15 protein-coding genes are annotated in these 21,729 nt (G+C 72.6%); 5 read left to right on the top strand and 10 right to left on the bottom strand.

Translation table 11 applies throughout. The features are described 5' to 3' along the window. Positions 1 to 26: 26 nt before the first annotated feature. Positions 27 to 773: a methyltransferase domain-containing protein gene (locus tag AB0J72_RS05270; protein ID WP_363394600.1), complete on the top strand. Its 747-nt coding sequence runs from the start codon at positions 27 to 29 to the stop codon at positions 771 to 773. Between the two features lie 699 nt (positions 774 to 1,472). On the opposite strand, the gene AB0J72_RS05275 is transcribed toward AB0J72_RS05270, so the two are convergent. From AB0J72_RS05275 to AB0J72_RS05285, 3 genes are all read right to left on the bottom strand, one after another. Next, entirely contained in the window at positions 1,473 to 2,396 is a 924-nt protein-coding gene (locus AB0J72_RS05275; protein ID WP_344513770.1) for a sigma-70 family RNA polymerase sigma factor, read from the bottom strand. 416 nt (positions 2,397 to 2,812) lie between these two features. Next, positions 2,813 to 3,796 carry an NAD-dependent epimerase/dehydratase family protein gene (locus tag AB0J72_RS05280; RefSeq protein WP_363394602.1) on the bottom strand — a complete coding sequence of 328 codons (984 nt, stop codon included), beginning with the start codon at positions 3,794 to 3,796 and terminating at the stop codon, positions 2,813 to 2,815. Positions 3,797 to 4,022: 226 nt separating this feature from the next. Continuing rightward, the gene (locus tag AB0J72_RS05285) at positions 4,023 to 4,931 is read right to left on the bottom strand and encodes a glycoside hydrolase family 16 protein (protein WP_363394604.1); all 909 of its coding nucleotides are present in this window, start codon (positions 4,929 to 4,931) and stop codon (positions 4,023 to 4,025) included. 209 nt (positions 4,932 to 5,140) lie between these two features. On the opposite strand from AB0J72_RS05285, the gene AB0J72_RS05290 reads away from it, so the two are divergent. From AB0J72_RS05290 to AB0J72_RS05300, 3 genes are all read left to right on the top strand, one after another. Continuing rightward, positions 5,141 to 6,991 carry a bifunctional metallophosphatase/5'-nucleotidase gene (locus tag AB0J72_RS05290; RefSeq protein WP_363394606.1) on the top strand — a complete coding sequence of 617 codons (1,851 nt, stop codon included), beginning with the start codon at positions 5,141 to 5,143 and terminating at the stop codon, positions 6,989 to 6,991. 124 nt (positions 6,992 to 7,115) lie between these two features. After that, the gene (locus tag AB0J72_RS05295) at positions 7,116 to 7,910 is read left to right on the top strand and encodes an SAM-dependent methyltransferase (protein WP_363394608.1); all 795 of its coding nucleotides are present in this window, start codon (positions 7,116 to 7,118) and stop codon (positions 7,908 to 7,910) included. A 14-nt stretch (positions 7,911 to 7,924) separates the two neighbouring features. Beyond that, positions 7,925 to 10,036 carry an EAL domain-containing protein gene (locus tag AB0J72_RS05300; RefSeq protein WP_363394610.1) on the top strand — a complete coding sequence of 704 codons (2,112 nt, stop codon included), beginning with the start codon at positions 7,925 to 7,927 and terminating at the stop codon, positions 10,034 to 10,036. Here the strand turns inward: AB0J72_RS05300 and AB0J72_RS05305 are convergent. The 5 genes from AB0J72_RS05305 to AB0J72_RS05325 all read right to left on the bottom strand — a co-directional run bounded on the left by AB0J72_RS05305 (position 10,033) and on the right by AB0J72_RS05325 (position 16,938). Then, entirely contained in the window at positions 10,033 to 10,410 is a 378-nt protein-coding gene (locus AB0J72_RS05305) for a hypothetical protein (RefSeq protein ID WP_363394612.1), read from the bottom strand. The two genes, AB0J72_RS05300 and AB0J72_RS05305, sit on opposite strands and share 4 nt — an antisense overlap. A gap of 139 nt (positions 10,411 to 10,549) precedes the next feature. Continuing rightward, entirely contained in the window at positions 10,550 to 11,797 is a 1,248-nt protein-coding gene (locus AB0J72_RS05310) for a CehA/McbA family metallohydrolase (protein WP_363394614.1), read from the bottom strand. Between the two features lie 74 nt (positions 11,798 to 11,871). Further along, a complete protein-coding gene (locus tag AB0J72_RS05315) occupies positions 11,872 to 13,275 on the bottom strand; it encodes a hypothetical protein (RefSeq protein WP_363394616.1) in 1,404 nt (467 codons plus the stop codon). Positions 13,276 to 13,312: 37 nt separating this feature from the next. Further along, a complete protein-coding gene (locus tag AB0J72_RS05320; protein ID WP_033358663.1) occupies positions 13,313 to 13,528 on the bottom strand; it encodes a hypothetical protein in 216 nt (71 codons plus the stop codon). 8 nt (positions 13,529 to 13,536) lie between these two features. After that, complete coding sequence (locus tag AB0J72_RS05325) at positions 13,537 to 16,938, bottom strand: cyclic nucleotide-binding protein (protein ID WP_363394618.1); 3,402 nt, start codon at positions 16,936 to 16,938, stop codon at positions 13,537 to 13,539. 108 nt (positions 16,939 to 17,046) lie between these two features. On the opposite strand from AB0J72_RS05325, the gene glpK reads away from it, so the two are divergent. After that, a complete protein-coding gene (gene glpK / locus AB0J72_RS05330; RefSeq protein WP_363394620.1) occupies positions 17,047 to 18,519 on the top strand; it encodes a glycerol kinase GlpK in 1,473 nt (490 codons plus the stop codon). 77 nt (positions 18,520 to 18,596) lie between these two features. Here glpK and AB0J72_RS05335 read toward each other — a convergent pair whose 3' ends face one another. Further along, positions 18,597 to 20,261, bottom strand: coding sequence for a trypsin-like peptidase domain-containing protein (locus AB0J72_RS05335; RefSeq protein WP_363394622.1), 1,665 nt, complete (start codon positions 20,259 to 20,261; stop codon positions 18,597 to 18,599). Beyond that, positions 20,258 to 21,721 (bottom strand): HAMP domain-containing sensor histidine kinase, encoded by a 1,464-nt coding sequence (locus AB0J72_RS05340; RefSeq protein ID WP_363394624.1) that lies wholly within the window; start codon positions 21,719 to 21,721, stop codon positions 20,258 to 20,260. Before AB0J72_RS05340 ends, AB0J72_RS05335 begins: the two co-directional genes overlap by 4 nt. Positions 21,722 to 21,729: the final 8 nt, after the last annotated feature.

Raw genomic sequence — 21,729 nt, forward strand, 5'->3', positions numbered from 1 at the left:
GAGGCCATGCCCGGCAAGATTGGGGCATGGCCTCTTGGGATCCCGAGCAGTACAGCCGCTTCGCCGAGGAGCGGGCGCGGCCCTTCCACGAGCTGGTGGCGCGTATCCAGACCACCGCGCCGGTCGCGGTCGTGGACCTCGGGTGCGGGCCGGGCACGCTGACCGCGACCCTCGCGACGCGCTTCCCGGACGCGGCGGTGCTCGGCATCGACTCCTCCCCCGAGATGCTCGCGAAGGCGGCAGCGCTCGGCACCCCGCAGCTGTCGTTCCAGCTCGGCGACATCGCCGGGTGGCGGCCGCAGCGCGGCTCCGTGGACGTCATCGTCGCCAACGCCTCCCTGCAGTGGGTCGACGACCACGCCGCGCTGATGCCCACGCTCGCCGCGGCGCTCGACGACGGCGGCACGCTCGCGTTCCAGGTCCCGACGGGCGGGCCGATCCTCGACGCGGACATCCTGGACCCGACCGTCCTGGGGCCGCGCGGCGCGACGCCGGTGCGGGAGCCGGCCTGGTACGTGCGCACCCTCGCCGGGCTCGGCCTGGCCGTGGACGCGTGGGAGACGACGTACTTCCACGTCCTGCCCGGCGAGGACCCGGTGCTGGAGTGGTTCAGCGGGACCGGCCTGCGCCCCTACTTCGACGCCCTGTCCGGCGCGGAGCTCGACGACTTCCGGGCCAGGGTGGCCGCCGCGCTGAGCGAGCGCTACCCCCGCGAACCGTTCGGCACGATCCTGCCCTTCCCGCGCCTCTTCGTCGTGGCCCGGCGCCCCTGACCCAGCCCACATCGCCCGCCGGCCCACCGCGCCGGGCTCTGACACCGCACCCAGGGGCTCTGATACTGCGCACCCAGCCAGGCCGCCACCCGGACCGCGACGCGGCACGGCCAGGACGCGGCACGGCCAGGACGCGGCACGGCCAGGACGCGGCACAGCCAGGACGCGGCAGGGCAGGAGCGCCGACCAGCCAAGACGCCCCGCCACCCGAACCGCGACACGGCACGCCCAGGAGGCGGCAGGGCACGGACGCAGCAGGGCAGGGCGGGCAGGAGCGCCGAACAGCTGGCCCGGACGCCGCCGACCAGCCGGAACACCCCGCCACCACCCGGGCCGCGGCACGCCTTGGACGCGGCACGGCCAGGACGCCCCTGTCACCCAGGTCGGGGCGTCGTCGGCTGGGCTGGACGGCGCACCGCTGGCGCGAGCCGGGCGACGCGTCATCGAAGGGACCCGGCGGGCGATTCCCGGCACCGCGCCGCCAACCGGGCACCGCCGGGCCGTTCCTGACGCTGCGTTACGGGCCGGGCTCCGGCGGCCGGTCCCGGGGGTCCCGTTCCGCAACGTTGAGGGCGAGCCGGCACCGCTACGGGACGTGGGCGTCGATCGATGGTCGGTGACCTAAACGAGACCTAAGCGTCCCAGTATGTGGAAGCAGCCCCCGACCGGGACAGTCAGGGGCTGCGGGTCGTCTGCGGGCTAGGCGGCCTGGAGGCCTTCGGCACGGGCCAGCTCGCGGAGACGGCCGAGGGCCTGGATCTCCAGCTGGCGGATGCGCTCACGAGAGAGGGAGAACCGGCTCGCGACCTCGGTCAGCGAGTGCTCGCGGCCGTCCTCCAGACCGTAGCGGGCGCGCATGATGCCCGCGGACCGGTCGTCGAGGTGATTGAGCAGACCCTCGATGCGCTGGCGCTCCAGGGCGGCGAGGACCACGTCCTCCGGCGACGGCGCGTCGGAGTCGGAGACCAGGTCGCCGAGGCTGGTGTCACCGTCGTCGCCGACCGGCGTGTCGAGCGAGACGGTGTCCTGGGACCAGCGCTTCAGCTCGTGGACGCGCTCGACGGGGACGCCGAGGGCGGTGGCGAGCTGCTCGGGCTCGGGGTCGTTGCCGAGCTCGCGGGTCAGCTGACGCGCGACGTTGCGCATCCGGTTGACGTCTTCGACGAGGTGAACGGGCAGCCGGACCGTGCGCTCCTGCTGCGCGATCGCCCGGCTGATCGCCTGGCGGATCCACCATGTCGCGTATGTCGAGAACTTGTAGCCGCGCACGTAGTCGAACTTCTCGACGGCGCGAACCAGGCCGGTGTTGCCCTCCTGGATGAGGTCGAGCATCGGCATGCCGGACCGCACGTAGCGCCGCGCGATCGACACGACCAGCCGCAGGTTGGCCCGGATGAACCGGTCCTTCGCCCGCTCGCCCTCGTCGACGAGGCGCTGCAGCTCGGCGGCGCTCACACCGTCGGGCAACCGGCCCTCGTCCAGCAGGTGCTCCGCATAGAGACCAGCCTCGACCGCCTTGGAAAGCTCGACCTCAGAAGCGGCGTCGAGCAGCGGCGTGCGGGAGATCTCATGCAGGTACACACCAACCAGGTCACGCTCTTCGGCACCTGTATCGGGTCGCATCTCCACTTTCACGTTCTCCACCTTCGGGCCCCTCCCCGTCCATCCTTCGCCTTCCCCGTTTCACCCTGCTAAAACGGGTGCCCCCCGGGTATGCCCCCTACACAACGGTCACGTGGCCTGCCGAATTCCACCCTCGCGGGCGATTCCGGTGACGACCCGTGAGAGTTGCACCACTTACCTAGACGACTCGGGAGCAGCTCCGGTTCGCTTCGGTTGCAACAAGTGATACGTGGTATTCCTGCCCGTCAGACGCCTAAACTCGCTGTGAGTTCCCTGGGAACGACGTTCGATGGGACCGGGGTCACCGCTGTTCATCGGCAAGAGTCGCCCGCATGACAGGCAAATGCACATGTATCCGCAGGAATCGACGCGGGCAGCGGTCTGTCGAAATGCTGACTGGCTCGTCACACCACCCCCTACCGAGCGTGCCATTCCCGCAACAGCTCGACTTCTTCCTCTTCGGTGAGACCAGTAATGTGGCGAGTGTCACTGAATGCCGCGAGTGTGGCGGCCGCCGTTTCGGGAAGGGGCCGCGTCCGCAGGCCGGCGGCGAGCGACCGGGTGACGTCCCGGGTGAGGAACCCGGCGTATTCGGGCAGCGGCAGCCACAGGGGCAGGGACCGCGGGCCTGACCAGGGCACGACCGCGTGGCCGGTCAGGAAGTCCTGCGGCACCCAGGTGAGGGTCCCGGTGCCCCCGGTCCCGGCCTGCAGCCCGGCGTGGAACTCGCGGCGGGTCATCGGGGCGCCCATCCCGTCGTAGGTGCCGGTGCGGCCCTCTTCGGCGCAGCGCAGGATCCAGTCGGCCAGGTCGCGGACGTCCACGTACTGCACCCGCTCGTCGGGGTCGCCCGGGGCGAGGATCTCGCCGCCGCGGGCGTGCCGGGCCACCCAGTAGTCGAACCGGCCGGTGGGGTCCTCGGGCCCGACGATCAGCCCGGCCCGGTTGACGAGGACCTCGCCGAAGCCCTCCCGGACCAGCTCCTCGCAGGTGACCTTGCACCGGCCGTACTCCTCGGCGCCGGCGGCGGGGTCCTCGTTCGCGGGGTCGGCGGGCGGGAGCAGCGGCGCGGTGTCGGACGTCTGGTCGGGCGTCGCGGCGTCGGCGTACGCGGAGCAACTGGACACGAACGTCACGTGACCGGCCCGGCCGGCCAGCTCGGCGACCATGTGCCGGACGTGGCTGGGCTTGCGGGCGACGTCCACCACCGCGTCGAACGTGCCCTCGACCGCGCCCAGGCCGCCGGCCTCCTCCCGGTCGACGGTGACGAACGTCGCGCCGTCGACCGGGTCGCCGGACGTGCCGCGGGCGGCGCAGGTGACGTCGTGGCCCGCGGCGAGGGCCTGCCGGGCGACCGCCCGGCCGAGGAACACGGTGCCGCCGAGTACGAGGATTCTCATCCGGCGATCCTTCGCCGCCGCCGGCCGATCCGGCAGCCCTGTTCGCCACGAGCGTGAGCCACGACCGCGAGCCGCGAGCCGCAACCACGAGCCCCGGCCATGAGCCCGGTCATGAGCTGCCTGTGAGCCCGGTCGTGAGCCCGGGGCGAAGCGCGGGCCCCGAGTGCGGGCGCAGCGCGCGGGTGCCGGGCAGAAGCCGGACGCGAACGGGCGCCGTCGCGGCGCGCTACGCGCGGTGCGACGGAGGCGGCCGGTGCGGGCGGGTCTTGTGCACCACCAGGGCGAAGAGGGCGACCGCCGCCATCACCGTGGCCGCGACCGCCAGCCACAGCGACCACCGGTGGCCGCCCGGCGAGCCGGACATCCCGTTCTGCGCGGTCGACGGCTGCGCCGCCACCGCCGGCAGCGAGGATGCCGGAGCAAACGCGTACACCCGCAGATAATCGACCTGGAACTCCGCCGGCAGCGTCGTCGATGTGCCCGGGGCGCCCGATTCGCTGGTCGTCACCGCGAACCCGAACCAGCGCTGCGCCGGCGACGCACCGGGGTCGGCGGAGCGCTCCTTGCCGTCGACGAAGACCTTGAAGCCGGCCGGGGACCACTCGATCGCGTAGGAGTGCCAGTCGCTGAAGGGCCCGGGCAGCGTGCGCACCGAGGTGCCGGTGCCCGACCCGTTGCGCACCAGGGCGGTCTCGGCGCCGGGCCGGGCGGTGATCTCCAGCTGTGACTCGTCCTGGGGCGCCTGCTGGTCGACGGGGCGCAGCATCGCGATCGAGGAGATGCCCGCGCCGACGGGCACGCGCGCCCGGAACTCGTAGCGCCCGTACTGCTGGGCGGCGCCGAGGCAGCGCAGCTCGCCGGTGACGAACTGCTTGCCCCCGTAGGTGCGCCGGTGCAGGGCGAGGTGCAGGCGGCCGCCGGAGACGGTGACCGCCTCGGGGCGGAAGTAGGTCGGCTCGGCGCCCTCCGACGAGCCGTCGTAGGCGGCGCAGCCGGACGGCAGCGTGCCCGGGTCGTCGAAGGAGTCGGAGAAGACCGGCGTCCAGTCGGCCTGGTCGACGGCGAGGACCGGCGCGGGAGCCACCCAGATCGCGGACGTGACGACGACCATGACGGTCGCGGCTCGCCTCAACATGTGTCTGCCTCCTTTCGAAAAACCTACCGGATACCTTGCGTCCGCACAGCGCTGCGGAGCGTCGACGATCGTGTGTACTTGGCGGCCCGATCGGATACGGACCCTCGCATTCACCCGCATGCAATCCAGCCGTATCCCGCCGACGCTCGTGCCGGATCGACGCCTGCGGAAGGATGTCCGTCGACGCATGTCTTCCAAAAGGAGAGATCATGGCCCAGCCCCGCGCCCGCGCGCGGCGGATCGCCCAGCACCTCGCGGTGCCGGCGCTCGCCGTCGCGGTTGTCGCCTTGCTGCCCTTAGCCAAGTCCGGCGCGCCCGAGCAGTCCGACCAGTGGACGCCGCTCACGCCGGCCAACGTGTCATTCGCCCAGAAGACGGGTCCAACGGCCTCCGCGCAGCTGCTCGGGTTCAACGACTTCCACGGCAACATCGACCCGCCGACCGGCAGCGGCGGGCTCATCAACGGCACTCCCGCCGGCGGTGCCGAGTACCTGAGCACCTGGCTGACGAAGCTGCGCGCCGCGGCGAAGACCGACGGCGTGCGCAACAGCGACACGGTCGTGGCCGGTGACAGCATCGGCGCCACCCCGCTGGTCAGCGCCGCGTTCCACGACGAGCCGGCGATCGAGGTCCTCAACGCGATGGGCGTCGACATCTCCTCGGTCGGCAACCACGAGTTCGACGAGGGCATCGACGAGCTCAAGCGCATCCAGTTCGGCGGCTGCCACCCCGTCGACGGCTGCCAGGACGGCGACGGCTTCGCCGGCGCGAAGTTCCCCTACCTCGCGGCGAACGTCACCAACAAGTCCAACAAGCTGCCGATCCTGCTGCCGTTCACGATCAGGCTCTACGAGGGCGTCCCGGTCGCCTACGTCGGCATGACGCTCGAGGGCACGCCCGGCATCGTCAACCCGGCCGGCATCAAGAGCGTCGACTTCCGCGACGAGGTGGAGACGGCCAACCAGTACGCGACGCTGCTGGGCTGGCTCGGCATCAAGTCGATGGTCCTCTTGATCCACGAGGGTGGCCTGCAGAGCAGCCCGCCCGCGCCGCTGGACCCGTCCGGCTGCGCCAACTTCGCCGGCCCGATCACCGACATCGTCAAGGGCCTCAACCCGGCCTACGGCGTCGTCGTGTCCGGCCACACGCACCGCTTCTACACCTGCCAGCTGCCGAACTCCTCCGGCGCCAACTCGCTGGTGACGAGCGCGGGCACGGCCGGCACCCTGGTCACCGACATCCGCGTGACGCTGGACAAGAAGTCGCGCAAGTTCGTCGACGCCTCCGCGACCAACGTCATCGTCGAGAACGGCGTGAAGAACGCCGACGGCACGTGGCAGAAGGACGCGGCGGGCAACTTCGTGCGCAACGCGGCACTGGTCGACCCGAAGGTCAAGGTCATCGCCGACAAGTACCGCACGGCCGTCGCACCGCTGGCGAACAAGGTCATCGGCAGCATCACCGCCGACATCACCAACAGCGCGCTGGCCAGCGGCGAGTCGACGCTCGGTGACGTGATCGCCGACGCGCAGCTCAAGTACACCGCCGCTGCGGGCGCGCAGATCGCGCTGATGAACCCGGGCGGCATCCGGTCGTCGCTGATCTACGCGAACTCGCCCGGTGGCGAGGCGCCCGGCCAGGTCACGTACGGCGAGGCCTTCACGGTCCAGCCGTTCAACAACCTGGTCGTCACCCAGCCGATCACCGGCGCCCAGCTGAAGAAGGTCCTCGAGCAGCAGTTCACCGGCTTCGAGGGGCAGACCACGCAGAAGATCCTGCAGGTGTCCGCCGGGCTCACCTACACCTACAGCGCGTCGGCCCCGCTCGGCTCGAAGGTCAGCGACCTTTCGCTGAACGGCACGCCGATCGACCCCGCCGCGACGTACCAGCTGACCACGAACGACTTCCTGGCCAACGGCGGCGACGGCTTCAGCAACCTGAACCAGCCGAGCGCCGCCCGGGTGTACGCGCCGGGCTTCGACGTCGACGCCCTCACCGCGCACCTCGCGACCGGTCCGATCACTCCGGGCCCGGGTAACCGAATCACGAAGATCGCCTGATCGATGTCCGTGTGGGCGGGCGGTGGGTTTTGCTCCCGCCCGCCCGCACGTATGCTCGCAGGCGCCCGAAGAACCGCAGCACGCACGTGCGGACTGCACGACCGAGGTCGAAAGGCGTTGATCGGTGGAGCGACCGAGCTGGGCACCTGCGGACATCGACCTCGATCAGCCGAGCGTGGCCCGCGTCTATGACTACTACCTGGGCGGCTCGCACAACTTCGCCGCCGACCGGGCGTTCGCCGAGCAGGTCCTCAAGTTCATGCCCGCCGTGGCCGCGCTGACCCGCAGCAACCGGGCCTTCCTGCGCCGCGCCGTGTCCATGCTGAGCGGGCAGGGCGTCCGGCAGTTCATCGACCTCGGCTCGGGCATCCCGACCGTGGGCAACATCCACGAGCTCGTCCCGGGCGGCAAGGTCGTCTACGTCGACAACGACCCGGTGGCGGTCGCGCACAGCCGGGCCATCCTCGCCGAGGTGCCGGACACCGCCGTCGTCGCCGCCGACCTGCGCGCCCCCGCGGACGTGCTGGCCACCCCCGAGGTCCAGCGGCTGATCGACTTCACCCAGCCGGTCGCGTTCGTGCTGGCCGCGGTGCTGCACTTCGTGCCCGACGAGGAGCGCCCCGCCGACATCGTCAGCGGGTACGCCGCCGCGGGCGTGCCGGGCAGCCACGTCGTGCTGTCCCACGCCGGCCTCGACCGGCCGCTCACCCCCGCCGAGGACGCGGCGTGGGAGGTCTACCGCAAGTCCCCGACGCCGCTGATCCTGCGCGGCAGCGACAAGGTCAGGAAGCTGCTGGGCGACCTCACGATCGTGGAGCCGGGCGTGGTCGCGACCTACGACTGGCGGCCGGACCCGGACGACGAGACCCCACCCGACGGCAACGCGATCGGCTGCGCCGCCGTCGCCCGCAAGGACTAGTGCACCCACCGATCATGACCGCCCTCAGCCCCACGCAGACGTCGTGGGACCGCCCGCACCGAGCCGCCGAACGGCTCGCCCGCAGCTGGTCGCTGGCCATCGCCGGCACCAGCTACGTATCGATGAGCGGCCTGGAGGTGCAGGACTTCCTCACCGCCCTGTCGACCCGGCTCATCCACGCGCTCACGGCCGAGACCCTCGACCTCGGCGACGTGCGCGAGGTCGGCTCCACGCTCGTCGCCGCGCACTTCACCGAGCCGACGACCCTGGAGCGCACCGTCGCGGTGCTCAGCGAGCAGTTCGCGAAGGCGCCGACCAGGCGGGTCGCGGAGATCCAGGGCGCGCTCGCCGCCGGCTACGCGCAGGCGCTGCGCGACCGGATCCTCGACGAGCAGGAGGAGATCCGCACCGCGGCGCTGTGGGCCCGGGCCCGCGCCGAGGAGAGCCGGCGGGTCAGCGAGGCCCGCTTCCGTGCGGTCTTCGCCGGCGCCGCGATCGGGATGAGCGTGAGCACCGTCGACGGCGTGGTGATCGAGGTCAACCAGGCGCTGTGCGACATGCTCGGCTACTCCGAGGACGAGCTGCGGGCGATGACCTTCGAGGACTTCGTGCACCCGCAGGACCCGCCGGTCGCGGCCGGGATGTTCGAGGAGCTGCTGTCCGGCGGGCGCGACCAGTTCCGGATCGAGAAGCCGTACATCCACAAGGACGGCCACCAGGTGTGGACCGACCTCGTCGCGTCGATCATCCGCGACGAGGACGGCGAGCCGAAGTGGCTGGTCGCGATGGTCGAGGACATCACCGAGCGCTACCTGCTGCAGTTGCGCCTGCGGCACCAGGCCCTGCACGACCCGCTGACGCAGCTGCCCAACCGGACGATGTTCTTCGACCGGCTCGCCGAGCTGCTCGCCGGCGCCGAGGAGGAGCCCGAGTCGCGGGTCGGCGTGTGCTACCTCGACGTCGACGGGTTCAAGGTCATCAACGACACGCTCGGGCACGACGTCGGCGACCAGCTGCTGCAGACCGTCGCCCGGCGCCTCGCCCGCTCGATCTCCGGCGACGGCCAGCTGGTCGCCCGGATGGGCGGCGACGAGTTCGTGGTGCTCATCGAGCGGGCCGGCGGCACCGACGAGGTCGTCGCGGTCGCCGAGCGGGCGCTGGACACCGTCCGCGCGCCGGTGCACGTCGGCGGGCACGAGATCAGCATCTCGGCCAGCATCGGCGTGGTCGAGCAGCCGCTGCAGGGCACCAGCACCGGCGAGCTGATGAAGGCCGCCGACACGACGCTGTACTGGGCGAAGGCCGACGGCCGCAACCGGCTCGCGCTCTTCGACGCCGAGCGGCACGCCCGCGAGGTGACCCGCTACGAGCTGTCGGCGAGCATGCCGGCCGCGCTGGAGCGGCGCGAGTTCTTCGTCGAGTACCAGCCGCTGGTCCGCCTCGGCGACGGCGTGACGATCGGCGTCGAGGCGCTCGTACGGTGGCGGCATCCGCGATTCGGGGTGCTGGGTCCGGACGCGTTCATCGGGATGGCCGAGGAGACCGGGCTGATCGTGCCGCTCGGCCGGTGGGTGCTGCACGAGGCGTGCAAGCAGGCCGCCCGCTGGCACCGCGAGCACGGTGACCGGGCGCCGGTGATGAGCGTCAACCTGGCGGTCCGGCAGATGCGCGACCGCACGATCGTCCGGGACGTGAAGGCGATCCTGCAGCAGACCGGCCTCGCCCCCGACCGGCTGCAGCTGGAGCTGACCGAGAGCGCCGTCATGGGCAGCGGCGGCGAGCCGACCGAGGCGCTCAACGCCCTCGCCGAGCTCGGCCCGCGCATCGCGATCGACGACTTCGGCACCGGGTACAGCAACTTCGCCTACCTGCGGCACCTGCCCGTGCACAGCCTGAAGCTGGCCGGCTCGTTCGTCGCCGGGCTGCGCCCGCCGGAGGGCGCCGACCCGGTCGACCAGAAGATCATCGCGGCGGTGGTCGGCCTCGCCCACGCCCTGAACCTGAGCGTCACAGCCGAGGGCGTCGAGACGGCGGAGCAGGCCGACCGGCTGCTGGCCCTCGGTTGTGACACCGCACAGGGTTGGTACTACGCGAGCGCCGGACCCCCGTCCGCGATCAGGCTCTAACCGAGCGCGTACGGGTTGACGTCCTCGTTCATGTCGACCATCAGCTGCGACCACAGGTCCGCCTCGTGCCGGTCGGCGCCGACCAGGTCGTAGGACCCGTCGGTGAAGCCCGGATCGAAGTGGAACTCCGGCAGGTCGGTCTCGTCGATGTACTGCGACTCGTCGCTCACGTCGCCGAAGGTCGGCTGCTCGTCCTGGTAGTCGCCCAACGGGTCCCCGTCGACGGTGTGCGCGCCGTCGTGGCCCTCGGTGTCGACGCCGAAGTCGTCGTGGTGCTCGTCGAACTGCTGGTCGGAGGAGAGCAGGTCAGCGCCACCGTCGGGGTCGACGTGGAGGCCGTCCTCCATCTCCCAGTCGATGTCGTAGTCGCTCATGGCCCGCTCCCGGCTCGTCTGGTTACCTGGAAAACGGTAGGCGGATCCGCCGATCGGCTGATCCCCGAAACGTGCCATGACCGACTTCGGGCTCTACGGCTCGACGGCCTTGCTGGTTACGGCTTTACAGCTTTACGGCTTACGGCTGGAGCCACCACGGGCTGGTGTACGCGAGGCCGAAGTCGTTGCAGGGGTGACCGTTGGGGCCGGGGCTCGGGTTGGGCCGGGTGGGGTCGGAGACGCGCAGCACCACCCAGTTGCCCATCGCCACGTCCAGCGGCACGGTGAAGCGCACCACCTGGTTGGCGACCGTGTCGATCACGTCCGCGACCGTCGGGGCCGCGACGCCGGGCCGCAGGACCTGGATCCGGATCGGCTTGCCCTGCCAGTCCGGGCCGCGGTCGAGGTCCAGCGCGAAGCGCACGTCGCCGCGGGCGAGCGGCAGCGCCCCGCCCATCCGGACGTCGTTGGCGGTGGCGTCGACGCGCAGGCCGGAGACCCGCGTGGCGAAGAAGCGGCGGGCCCGCATCGCCTCCAGGACCCCGGCGCGGGTGTTCTGCGTCACCCAGAGCCCGGTGCGGCCCTTGCCCTCGGGGAAGCCCCAGTCGGTGCCGTGCTCGTCCGAGACGCCGCTGAGCCCGGTCCGCCACCCGGCGTTGAGGCAGGCGTTGAGGGCGCAGGTGCGCCCGTCGGACCAGCCGTCGAAGAGGTAGTCGTCGCCGCGGTTGAACATCTCCAGGCTGACCATGGCGTCGCGGGCGGCCGCCGAGTAGGAGAAGTTGCCGAAGCGGCCGACCTCGCGGCCCGGGTGGTTGAAGCTGGCGACACCCCCGTTGCCGGTGATCCAGTTGTACAGGCCGCCCATGTTGCTCGATCCGCCGAGATCGGTGAACCCGTTGGTGAACCAGACGTTGACGTGGCCGAGCAGCGGGTGCGACCACTCGAAGCCGCGGATGGCGGTGTAGTTGCCGGGGTCGTCGGCGGCGTTGGCGAGGGCGCCGGTGCGGTCCCACTCCGACTTCGACAGGCCGCTGATGCCGAAGAGGGTGGTGTGGTCGGTGAGCGCGGCGACGTCCAGGCCGGCCGACCGCATCGAGGCGAAGGCGAGGGCGGGGTCGCCGTCGCCGTCGGACATCACGGTGTGGTTGTGCAGGTCGGCGTGGACCAGGCCGGTGCCGGCGGTGATGGCGGACGCCCGGGCGGCCCCGGTCAGCGCGGCCGGGCCGGCGCCGACGGTCGCGGCCGTGCCGGTCTCGGCGCGGGTGGTCCGGCTGTCCGCGGCCGCGACGCCGGGGGTGGCGAGGACGAGCAGACCGCCGGCGCCCGCGGCGAGCAGGCCCCGGCGGTCGATTCCTTCGTGACGGTGATGGGAGTGGTCTCCAGTCATGCCCGACAGCACACGCCACCCGGCGCAACACGTCGATACATGTTGATGTCCGCCAGGCGAAATCCGTTCACATTTCAGCGGGTACGGCGGTCCAGCCAGCCGTCGCCGTTGAGGTCCTCGTACCGCTGATCCATGACGCCGTCACGGTTGGTGTCGATCTCGGAGGAGTTGATGAGGCCGTCGCGGTCGGTGTCGTGGCCGACGAACTCGGCCCGCCCGTCACCGTCGGCGTCCACGACGATGTCGACGCCGCCGTCGGCCCGGTTCACGTAGGTGTGCTGGTCCCACCGGCCGTCGCCGTCCCAGTCGACCCGGGTGTGGTAGCCGTCGGTGGGCGCCTGACCCACCCCGCCGGGCACACCGTCCCGGAGCGTGCCGGCGATGCCACCCGCGACACCCGTCCCGCTGCCGTGGCCCGGCTGGTGCGCACCGGCGATGTTGTCGAGCCCGCCGGCGATCCCGTGCCGCCCACCGCCGTCGGCCTGCGCGTGCGCCTGCGCTTCGCCGAACCCGGCGTCCGCGTGGGCCCCGCCGACCCCGGCTTCCGCGTGCCCGGAGCCGGCGTGGGCGCCCTGGCCGACGGCCTCGCCGATGCCGGCGCTCGCGCTGCGGTACACGGTGCCCTGGCCGCTGGAGTGGACCTCGCTGACGCCGTACGGGGACGCTTCGGCGAGCCCTTCGCTGCCCTGCGGGTCGGGCGCCTCGGCGAGGCCACCGTAACCGCCGTCCTGATCGCCGCCGTAGCCCGCCGACGCGTAGGAACGGGGGTCGTCGGACGCCTCGGACAGACCGCCGTAACCGCCGTCCTGATCGCCGCCATAGCCCGCCGACGCGTAGGAGCGGGGGTCGTCGGGCGCCTCGGACAGGCCGGCGCCCTGGGGGTCCGGTGCCTCGGCGAGCCCGGCGTCGCCGTAGCCCGGCTGCGCCTGGTCGAAGCCCGCGCCGCCGTAGCCGGCCTGCGCCTCGACGCCGCCGGCGGACGCGTACGCGCCACCGGGGCCCGCGTGCGCCTCGGCACCGCCGGCCGACGCGTGCGCGCCGTGGCCGACGGCGTCCTGCACGTGCGCGGCCAGGCCGCCGTGCTGGTGCTCCGGCTCGGGAGCGGCGTGCCGGCCGCCGGACTGCTCCAGCGCGCCCAGCCCGCGGGCCGCGCTGTGCGCCGCGCCGGAGCCCTGATCGCCGTCGCCCAGGTTGTGCCCGGCGCCGTGGTCGAACGAGGGACCGCCGCCGTGGCCGTGGACGACGTCGCCGATGCCCGAGCCGATCGACGAGAACAGGCCGAACATGCTGGCCTTGCTCGTGCGCTGCTCGACCCGCGACTGCCCCGCGTCGGCGCCGCCGACCTGTGCCTGGAGCAGCTCCAGCTCGTCGGCGCTCAGCTGGTACCCCGCGAGCGCGCCCGCCGGGTCGGCCGCCAGGCGCGCCTGGAAGCCGGGATCGGTCAGCAGCCGCTCGAGTACGTCGTCGAAGTCGCTCATCGGAACAGTCCCCCCAGTTATGGCACAGGTCGTAAGGTCAGTCGAGCTCAGGCATGGGCACGGGCTGCGGGCGGGGACGGCAGGTGCCGCACTGCACCGCGTCCTCCACGACGAGCCCTTCGGCCCGGCCGCGGCTCTGCGACCGGTGCACCTCCAGCAGGTACGGGCCGAACTTCGCATGGTCCTCGCACAGCCCACGCGCGCAGAACCGGCACGACCCCCGCGCCGCCTTGGCGCAGAACCAACAAAGCACGTTCTCTCCTAGCCGATCGGCGGTGTGGGATTGCAGGACAACAACACAGTCGTCAACGCGCCCGACGAAGCGGAGTTGCCCGCGCCATCAACTGCTGTGATTCGGACGGTAATGGTGCCACCAGCCACGTTGCTGGAGTCCCAGGCGAACGGCCCCAGCTGGCCGGTGTAGGTGCCACCACGACCGGTCATCGTCACCGTCCCGTCGAACGGAATCTTGGTGGCCACGTGATAGGTGAACGTCACCGACTTGATGCCCGACGGGTCGGATGTCGTGACCGTGACCGTTGTCGATGCAGGCGAGCCGCAGGAGGACCAGCCTCGTGGTGCAGTCTGGGCAAAGCGCCCGGCACCGATGCCCGCGTTGGCCAACCGAGGCGGCGTCGTGTCCGGTGGAGGTGGAGGAGAAGTGGTGGGCGGTGGCGGCCCTGCGGTCGTGCGGGTCGGAGTGGGCGTCTTCGTCTTCGTCGGGGTGGTGCCCGGCGTCGGGGTGGCCGACGCGCTCTCCGAGGCGGACGGGGACGCGGACGGTGACGGGGACTCCGAGGGCGTGTCCGACGGCGACGGTCCCGGTGACACGGTCGGCGTGCCGCCCGGCTTCGGCAGGGCGATGCCGTCGCCGCAGGTCAGGTCGGCCGACGGGTCCACCGTGACGGCCGAGCCGCCCTGGGTGACGACGCCCGAGCCGACCTCCGGTGACGAGCTGCCGGCGGTCAGGGCGAACCTGGCCCGCCCGTCGTTGGCGACCGGGTCGCCGGCGCCGGTGACGGTGAGCTTCAGCGGCTCGAAGGCCGTCGTGGTGCTCGTCGTGTCGACCAGGGTGCGGCCGGAGCGCAGCGCGTACGCGCCGGTCGGCTGGATCGGGCGGCGGTCGACCGAGCTGACCAGCTCGCCGACGTCGAGCCGGGCGCCGGCGCACAGGACCGTGACGCTGCCGCCGCGGAACGTCATCGTGGCCGTGGAGCGGTCCGCGACGGAGACGGCGTCGCCGAGCTCGACGTACATCTTGCCGTCGCGGCGCAGGGTGTGCTGCTCGCCGTGGATCGTGATCGTCGTCTGCCCCCGCGTGGCCGTGATGAGGGCCCGGTCGGTCGGCATCTCGGCCCACACGGGCGCGGAGAAGAGATTGCTGCCGGTCAGGAACAGCGCGAAGATCAGCAGCAGTACGAGCAGCCACCACAGCTTGCGCTCGAAGCGCTTGTCGACCGAGTCGTCGGACGGGCCGTGGACGCCGGGCGGCGCGGCGAGCGGCGGGTACGCCGACGGCGGGTGGGCACCCGAGGACGGCGCGCGACCACCGGCGGCAGAGCCGGCCACAGCGCCGGCCGCCGTGGAGGCGCCGATGAGCAGCGGCAGGCCGGCGACGGCGGGCAGCACCCAGACGCGGGCGGCGGAGCGGGCGGTGGCGACCTGGCCGGGCGGGCCTTCACCGTACGGGCCGACGATCTCGCCACGGCCGACCTGCACGCCATCGGGCCGCAGCAGCGACCCGGACGCGACGACGATCGCATCGGTGCCGGTCTCCAGGTGCACCGGCTGGCCGGGCATCAGCTGCGCCGGGTGCGCGCGGCTCATGAGCCCGAGGCGGTCCTCCGCGCCGAGGTCGGCCAGCGCCGGCGCCTCCGCCAGCAGCGCCTCCAGCTCGGCCCACTCCACCGGCGGCGGGCCGGACAGCGGGCCGACGGCCGCGGCGACCGTGGACGGCGGGATCGCGAGCAGGGTCGTGCCGGCGGTCAGCCAGCCGAGCGCGGCGGGCGCGCCGGTGATCGCGTTGGCGAGGCCGACGACGCCGCCGCGGCCGACCCGCTCCCGGACGGTGCCGGTCGGGTCGCCGGGGCGGCGGGCCTCCAGGGCGCCGTCGACGACGACGTAGACCGACTGCTGCGCGGCGCCGGCGAAGACCAGCTGCTCACCGGTCCGCGGGTGCACCCAGCGGGCCTGCTCGGCGAGCTTCGCGAGCGCGGCCGGCGGCAGGTCGGCGAGCTTGGACGCGCGCAGGGCGGCGAGCCGGCGCGGCTCGTCGCGGGACAGCTTGCGCTCCCCCATCCGGTCCCGCACCCGCCGGGCCCGCCGGCGCAGCCACGAGAACAGCAGGTAGACCAGCGGGGCGAGCAGCCCGGCGACGATGACGGCGAGCAGCGCGCGGGCGGCCCAGCCGGCGTTCCACAGGCCGGTGACGACGCCCGCGACCCGGTCGGTGTAGATCCGGTACATCAGGTTGACGGCGATGGCCAGCCAGACGACGGCGAGCATGCCGTACAGGGCGACGAGGCGGCCCTCCCGGTCGAGCTCACCGAAGCGGGGCGGGCGCCGGCGCAGGCGGGCGATGACCCAGGCCAGGCCGCGGGCCCGCAGGTTGGGCACCTCCAGCCAGTCCATGAGCAGGTAGTAACCGTCGAGCGCCATGAACGGGTTGAGGTTGAACAGCGCGTTGAGGTACCAGGCGAACGCCAGCTTGAACGTCCACGGCTGCAGCTCCGGGTAGAACAGCCCGACGAGCTGGCAGGCGCCGGCGAGCACCAGACCGGTCGCCGGGCCCGCGATCGTGGTGACGAGCCGCGCGCGCCGGCCGGCCATCCAGACGTCGGTGGTGTCCACGAAGACGGACGGGATCCCGAAGTACACCAGGAAACCGGCGACCGGGACCTTCCTGCCGGCGTGCTTCGCCCCCAGCGCGTGCCCCAGCTCGTGGCAGGCGAGCGCGACGACGTTGAGGCCGAGCAGCACCAGGGCGCCGGTGAAGTAGGAGTCGTCGGTCAGGAACACCGACTGGTCGGCGCGGAACCAGTTGAAGACGAAGACGCCGAGGCCGGCGAGCGCGACCAGCCCGGCGAGCACCGCGACGACCCGGGTGAAGAACAGCCGGCCGCCGGCCTTGTACAGGAACGTGACGATCGGGTCGACGCGGGCGATGACCACCCGGCGGCCCTGGGCGGTCGCGACGATCGCCTTGCCGAGCCGGATCGGCCACGGCCGCCGGTGTACGCGGTGCAGCCGGTGGAACGCGTCGACCGGCAGCTCGTCGAGCATGCGGTTGCCGGCGAGGTCGGCGACGACCCGGGTGACCTGGTCGGGGGCGAGCCGGCCGGCGATGCGGGCGAAGTCGGCGACGAGCCGCGCGACGGTCCGGGTGCCGTCCATCAGCTGCGCCAGGCTCCACTCGTCCGGCGTGAGCCGCAGGTAGCAGGCCTCACCGCGGTCGGGCGAGCGCACCATCACGTAGTCGACGCCGCGGGCGGACGTGAGCGTGACCGCCTCGACCGCCTTGCGCAGGATTGGACGGGCCCGGGCAGGGTTGAGCCGGTCGGTGACCGCCTGCCACAGACCATGGTCGGCCGGGCCCAGCGGGACTCCTGGGGCGCGCCCGGCGAGGGCCTCCCAGACACTGATGCGCGTCTCGATGACGGCCACGATCGCTCCTGATAGGGCCACTGTTTCCCGGCAGGCAGCGTAGGCGGCGAACGCGACCACGGGAAGGTTCCGTCCCGAACGTGACAACTCTTCGGCGAAGATGGCAGCGTGTACATCCTCGCCATCGACCAGGGCACGACCTCCACCCGTGCGATCGTGTTCGACGCCGACGGCGCCATCGTGGCGCTTGACCAGCGCGAACACCGCCAGAGCTTTCCGAGACCGGGCTGGGTCGAACACGACCCGGTCGAGATCTGGCACCAGGTCCAGGCCGTGTCGACCCGCGCCCTCGACCAGGCGGGCCTGTCCCGCGCCGACGTCGCCGCCATCGGCATCACCAACCAGCGCGAGACCACGATCCTGTGGGACGCCGAGACCGGCGAGCCGGTGCACCCGGCGATCGTCTGGCAGGACACCCGCACCGACGCCCTCATCCGCTCCCTCGCCGGCGACGCCGGCCCCGACCGCTTCCGTGAGCGGTGCGGGCTGCCGCTCGCGACGTACTTCGCCGGGCCGAAGGCGGTCTGGCTGCTGGACAACGTGCCCGGCCTGCGCGCCCGCGCCGAGGCGGGTGAGATCCACTTCGGTACCGTCGACACCTGGCTCATCGAGAAGCTCACCGGCCGGCACGTCACCGACGTCACCAACGCCAGCCGGACGATGCTGATGAACCTCACCACGCTCGACTGGGACGACGAGCTGCTGTCGGCGTTCGGCATCCCGCGCGTGATGCTGCCGGAGATCGGCCCCTCCTCGCACGTGTACGGCGAGGCGAAGACGTTGCTGCACGGCGTGCCGGTGGCGAGCGCCCTCGGCGACCAGCAGGCGGCGCTCTTCGGCCAGGCCTGCTTCGCGCCCGGCGAGGCGAAGTGCACCTACGGGACCGGCTCGTTCCTGCTGCTCAACACCGGTCACCAGCCGGTGGCGAGCACGCGTGGCCTGCTGAGCACCGTCGGTTACCGCATCGGCGACGCCCCGGCCGTGTACGCCCTGGAAGGCTCCATCGCGATCACCGGCTCCCTCGTGCAGTGGCTGCGCGACAACCTGGGCCTCATCAGCTCGGCGCCGGAGATCAACGACCTGGCCGCCACCGTCGCCGACAACGGCGGCTGCTACATCGTGCCGGCGTTCTCCGGCCTGTTCGCCCCGCACTGGCGCCCCGACGCGCGCGGCGTCATCACCGGCCTGACCGGTTACGTCACCAAGGGGCACCTCGCCCGGGCCGCCCTGGAGGCGACTGCCTGGCAGGTCAAGGACGTCGTGGACGCCATGATGGCCGAGTCCGCCGTGCCGCTGGAGACCCTGAAAGTCGACGGAGGGATGACGGCCAGCGACCTCTTGATGGGGTTTCAGGCCGATGTACTGGATGTGCCGGTGGTCCGCCCGACGGTGTCCGAGACGACGGCGCTGGGTGCCGCGTACGCCGCGGGTCTCGCCGTCGGGTTCTGGCCCGACACGGAGACGCTGCGGGAGAAGTGGCGGGTGGACCGGCAGTGGTCGCCGTCCATGTCCGCGGAGACCCGGGACAAGGGGCACGCGTCCTGGCTGAAGGCGGTGGAGCGCTCGTTCGGCTGGGTCTGAGGCCCGCACAGAGAGATCCGGTGGGCGCCCCGCCAGGCGCACCACCGGATCTCTTTTTCTGGAGGGGAAACCAGCTTCTAGCTCAGCAGGCGCTGAGCGACGGTCTTGGCGGTGTTGCTGCTGATGGCGAAGCCGACGCCGATGTTGCCGGCGGTGTCGCCCGAGGTCGCGATCGCGGTGTTGATGCCGACGAGCTGACCGGCGGTGTTGACCAGCGCGCCGCCGGAGTTGCCGGGGTTGATCGCGGCGTCGGTCTGGATGGCCCCACTGATCTTCGCGGCGGCGGACTGGCCGTCGTTGCCCTCGTCGATCGTGCGGTTGACGGCGCTCACGATGCCGGCGGTGACGGACCCGTCGAGGCCGAGCGGGCTGCCGACGGCGAGCACCGTGTCGCCGACCTTGACGGTCGAGCTGTCGCCGAACACGAGCGGCGTGTAGGTGCCGCCCCCCACGATCTTGACCACGGCCAGGTCGGTGGCGGGCTCGGTGCCGACGATCTTCGCCTGGGCGGTCTGCCCACTGGAGAACGTCACCTGCACCGACGTGCCCCGGGCCGTGGCGACCACGTGGTTGTTGGTGAGGATCGCCCCGTCGTCGGTGATGACCACGCCGGAGCCGACCGCGTTGCCCGTGCTGATCGACACCACGCTGGGCAGCACCTGCGCCGCGACGTCGGACAGGGTGGTGGAGGAGCCGGCCGAGCCGGACGAGTTGGCGGCGCCGACGACCGCGGGCGAGGCCGCCGGCCGCAGCTCGAGGGCCGCGAGCCCGCCGCCGAACGCCGACACCGCCGACAGCCCGATCGCCGCGACGATCCCCGCCACGGCGAGCCCGACCCGGCTGCGCCCGCGCGCGGCGGGCGGCGCGAACACCGACCCGGGCTGCGGCTGCTGCTGCCAGTGGACCGGCCGCTGCATGTGCGGCACGTGCGGGGGCAGCTGCGCCGTCGGCAGGTGCGGCTGCTCCTGCCCGCCGGGGTGCTGTCCGCCGAGGTACTGCCCGACGGGCTGCTGTCCGGCGTGGTGCTGGGCGGCGGGCTGCTGTCCGGAGAAGGGGTACGGCCCGTTCTGCCCGGCCGCGATGGGGCCGCTCTGCGCGACGGAGCGGAGGTGGCCGGCCTGCGGAGCTGCGTGCTGCGACGCCGGCCAGGTCTGGATGGGTCCGTCGGCGCCGGGCCGCGCGCCGGGCGCGCCATGCGCGGCGGGCTGCGAGCCGTGACCGGCGGGCACCGCGGGCTGCGCGCCGGGGACGGCGGGCACCGCGGGCTGCACGCCGAAGGCGGCGGTCTGGGGGTCGTGACCAGCGGGCACGGCGGGCGGCGAGCCAGGGACGGCAGGCTGCGGGCCGAGGGCGGCGGTCTGCGGGCCGAAGGCGACGGTCTGCGGACCGAGGGCGGTGGGCGCGGCCGGCGTGACCGGCGTGACCGGCATGGCCCGTGGAGCCTGCGGGGTGGTGGGCCAGGTCCGGGCCGGGTCCTGGATGTCGGCGGCACCGGCGGCCGTAGCGGCCGGGTTCGCCGGCCAGGTGGGGGGCGTCTCGGACCGCATCAGGTGGTCCTGCGTGGTGCCGAAGGCCGGGGCGGCGCCCGCCGGCGTGCCGTCAGCCGGCGGGATGCCGGGCGGCGTGGGGCTCGAAGGCCCGGTGGTGGTGCCGGCCGGCTCGGTGGCCGGCTGTGCGGCCGGGGCTGACGCCCGACCCTGCTCTTCGGCTGGGTTCGGCGCCCATCCCTGCTGTTCGCTCATGATTTGAGCTTGGCGACGGCAGCTTGCAAACCACTGACCGCGGCCTGGGAACCGCCTGTGAGAGGAAGCCGGACCTGGAAGGTGGCGCCGCCGCCGGGGGTGTTGAAGACGGAGACGGTGCCGTGGTGGACGGAGACGAGGGCGGCCACGATCGCCAGGCCCAGGCCGCTGCCGCTGTGCGAGCCGCTGGCCTTGCTGCGGGTGCGCGCCTTGTCTACCCGGTAGAAGCGCTCGAACACGCGGGCGGCGTGCTCCTCGGTGAGGCCCGGGCCGTGGTCGGCGACCTCGATGAGGGCATCGGTGCCGTCGCGGCGCAGGCGCAGGGCGACGGGCGTGCCGGCGGGCGTGTGGGTGAGGGCGTTGGTCATGAGGTTGCCGACGACCTGGCGCAGGCGGGACTCGTCGCCGTTGACCTCGATCGGCTCGTCCCGCTCGATCTCCAGGTCGACGGTGCGGTCGGGGGCGACGGCCCGGGCGGCGGCCACGGCGTCGCTGGCGATGACGCGCAGGTCCATGTCGGCCAGTGCCAGGGGGCGCTCCTGGTCGAGGCGGGCCAGCATGAGCAGGTCCTCGACCAGCAGGCCCATCCGGGAGGCCTCGTCCTCGATGCGCCGCAGCGTGTCCGCGGGCTCGCTGACGGCGCCCACCCGGTACAGCTCGGCGAAGCCCCGGATCGTGGTCAGCGGCGTGCGCAGCTCGTGGGAGGCGTCGGCGATGAACTGCCGCATGCGCTCCTCGGACGCCTCGCGCAGCCTGAAGGCGCCCTCGATCTGGGCGAGCATGGCGTTGAGCGCGGCGGCGAGGTGCCCCATCTCCGTCTCCGGCGGGCTCTCGGGCACCCGGCGGGTGAGGTCGCCGGCGGCGATCGCGGCGGCGGTGCGCTCGATCTCGCGCAGCGGCTGGAGGCTGGCGCGGACCATGGCGACGCCGACGGCGGCGAGCACGACGAGGACGCCGGCGCCGACGAACAGCTCCGCGGCGACGAGCTCGTCGACGGCGCTGTCGACCATCGAGAGGCTCTCCGCGACGAGCAGCAGCGTGTCCTGGCGCTGGATGATCAGGATGCGCCAGCGTTCATGCGTCTTCGCGGTGGTCGCCGTGTACGGCACGCCGAGGTGCTTCTCGAGGTCCTCCCACGTGCCGGGGATGGGCGGCGCGTCGGCGTCCTGACGGGTGCCGACGACGCCGGTCTCGAGCTTGCCGGAGCGCAGCTGCGTGACCCAGGCGATGTAGTAGTTGCTCTGCAGGATCGTGTCCTGGCTGGTGTCGGTCAGCGCCAGCCGGGTCAGGTCGACGGTCTCGGCCATCGTCCGCAGCTGCTGGTCGACCTTGTCGAACATGCTGCTCTTCATGACCAGGGCGCTGGCGACGCCGATGACCAGCAGTGCCATGGTGACGAGCGTGAGGACCGCGGCGATCAGCTTGACCCGCAGCGGCACGTCGGCGATGAACCGCACCATCGGCGGGC

The organism is Dactylosporangium sp. NPDC049742, assembly GCF_040674675.1.
GTDB lineage: Bacteria > Actinomycetota > Actinomycetes > Mycobacteriales > Micromonosporaceae > Dactylosporangium > Dactylosporangium maewongense.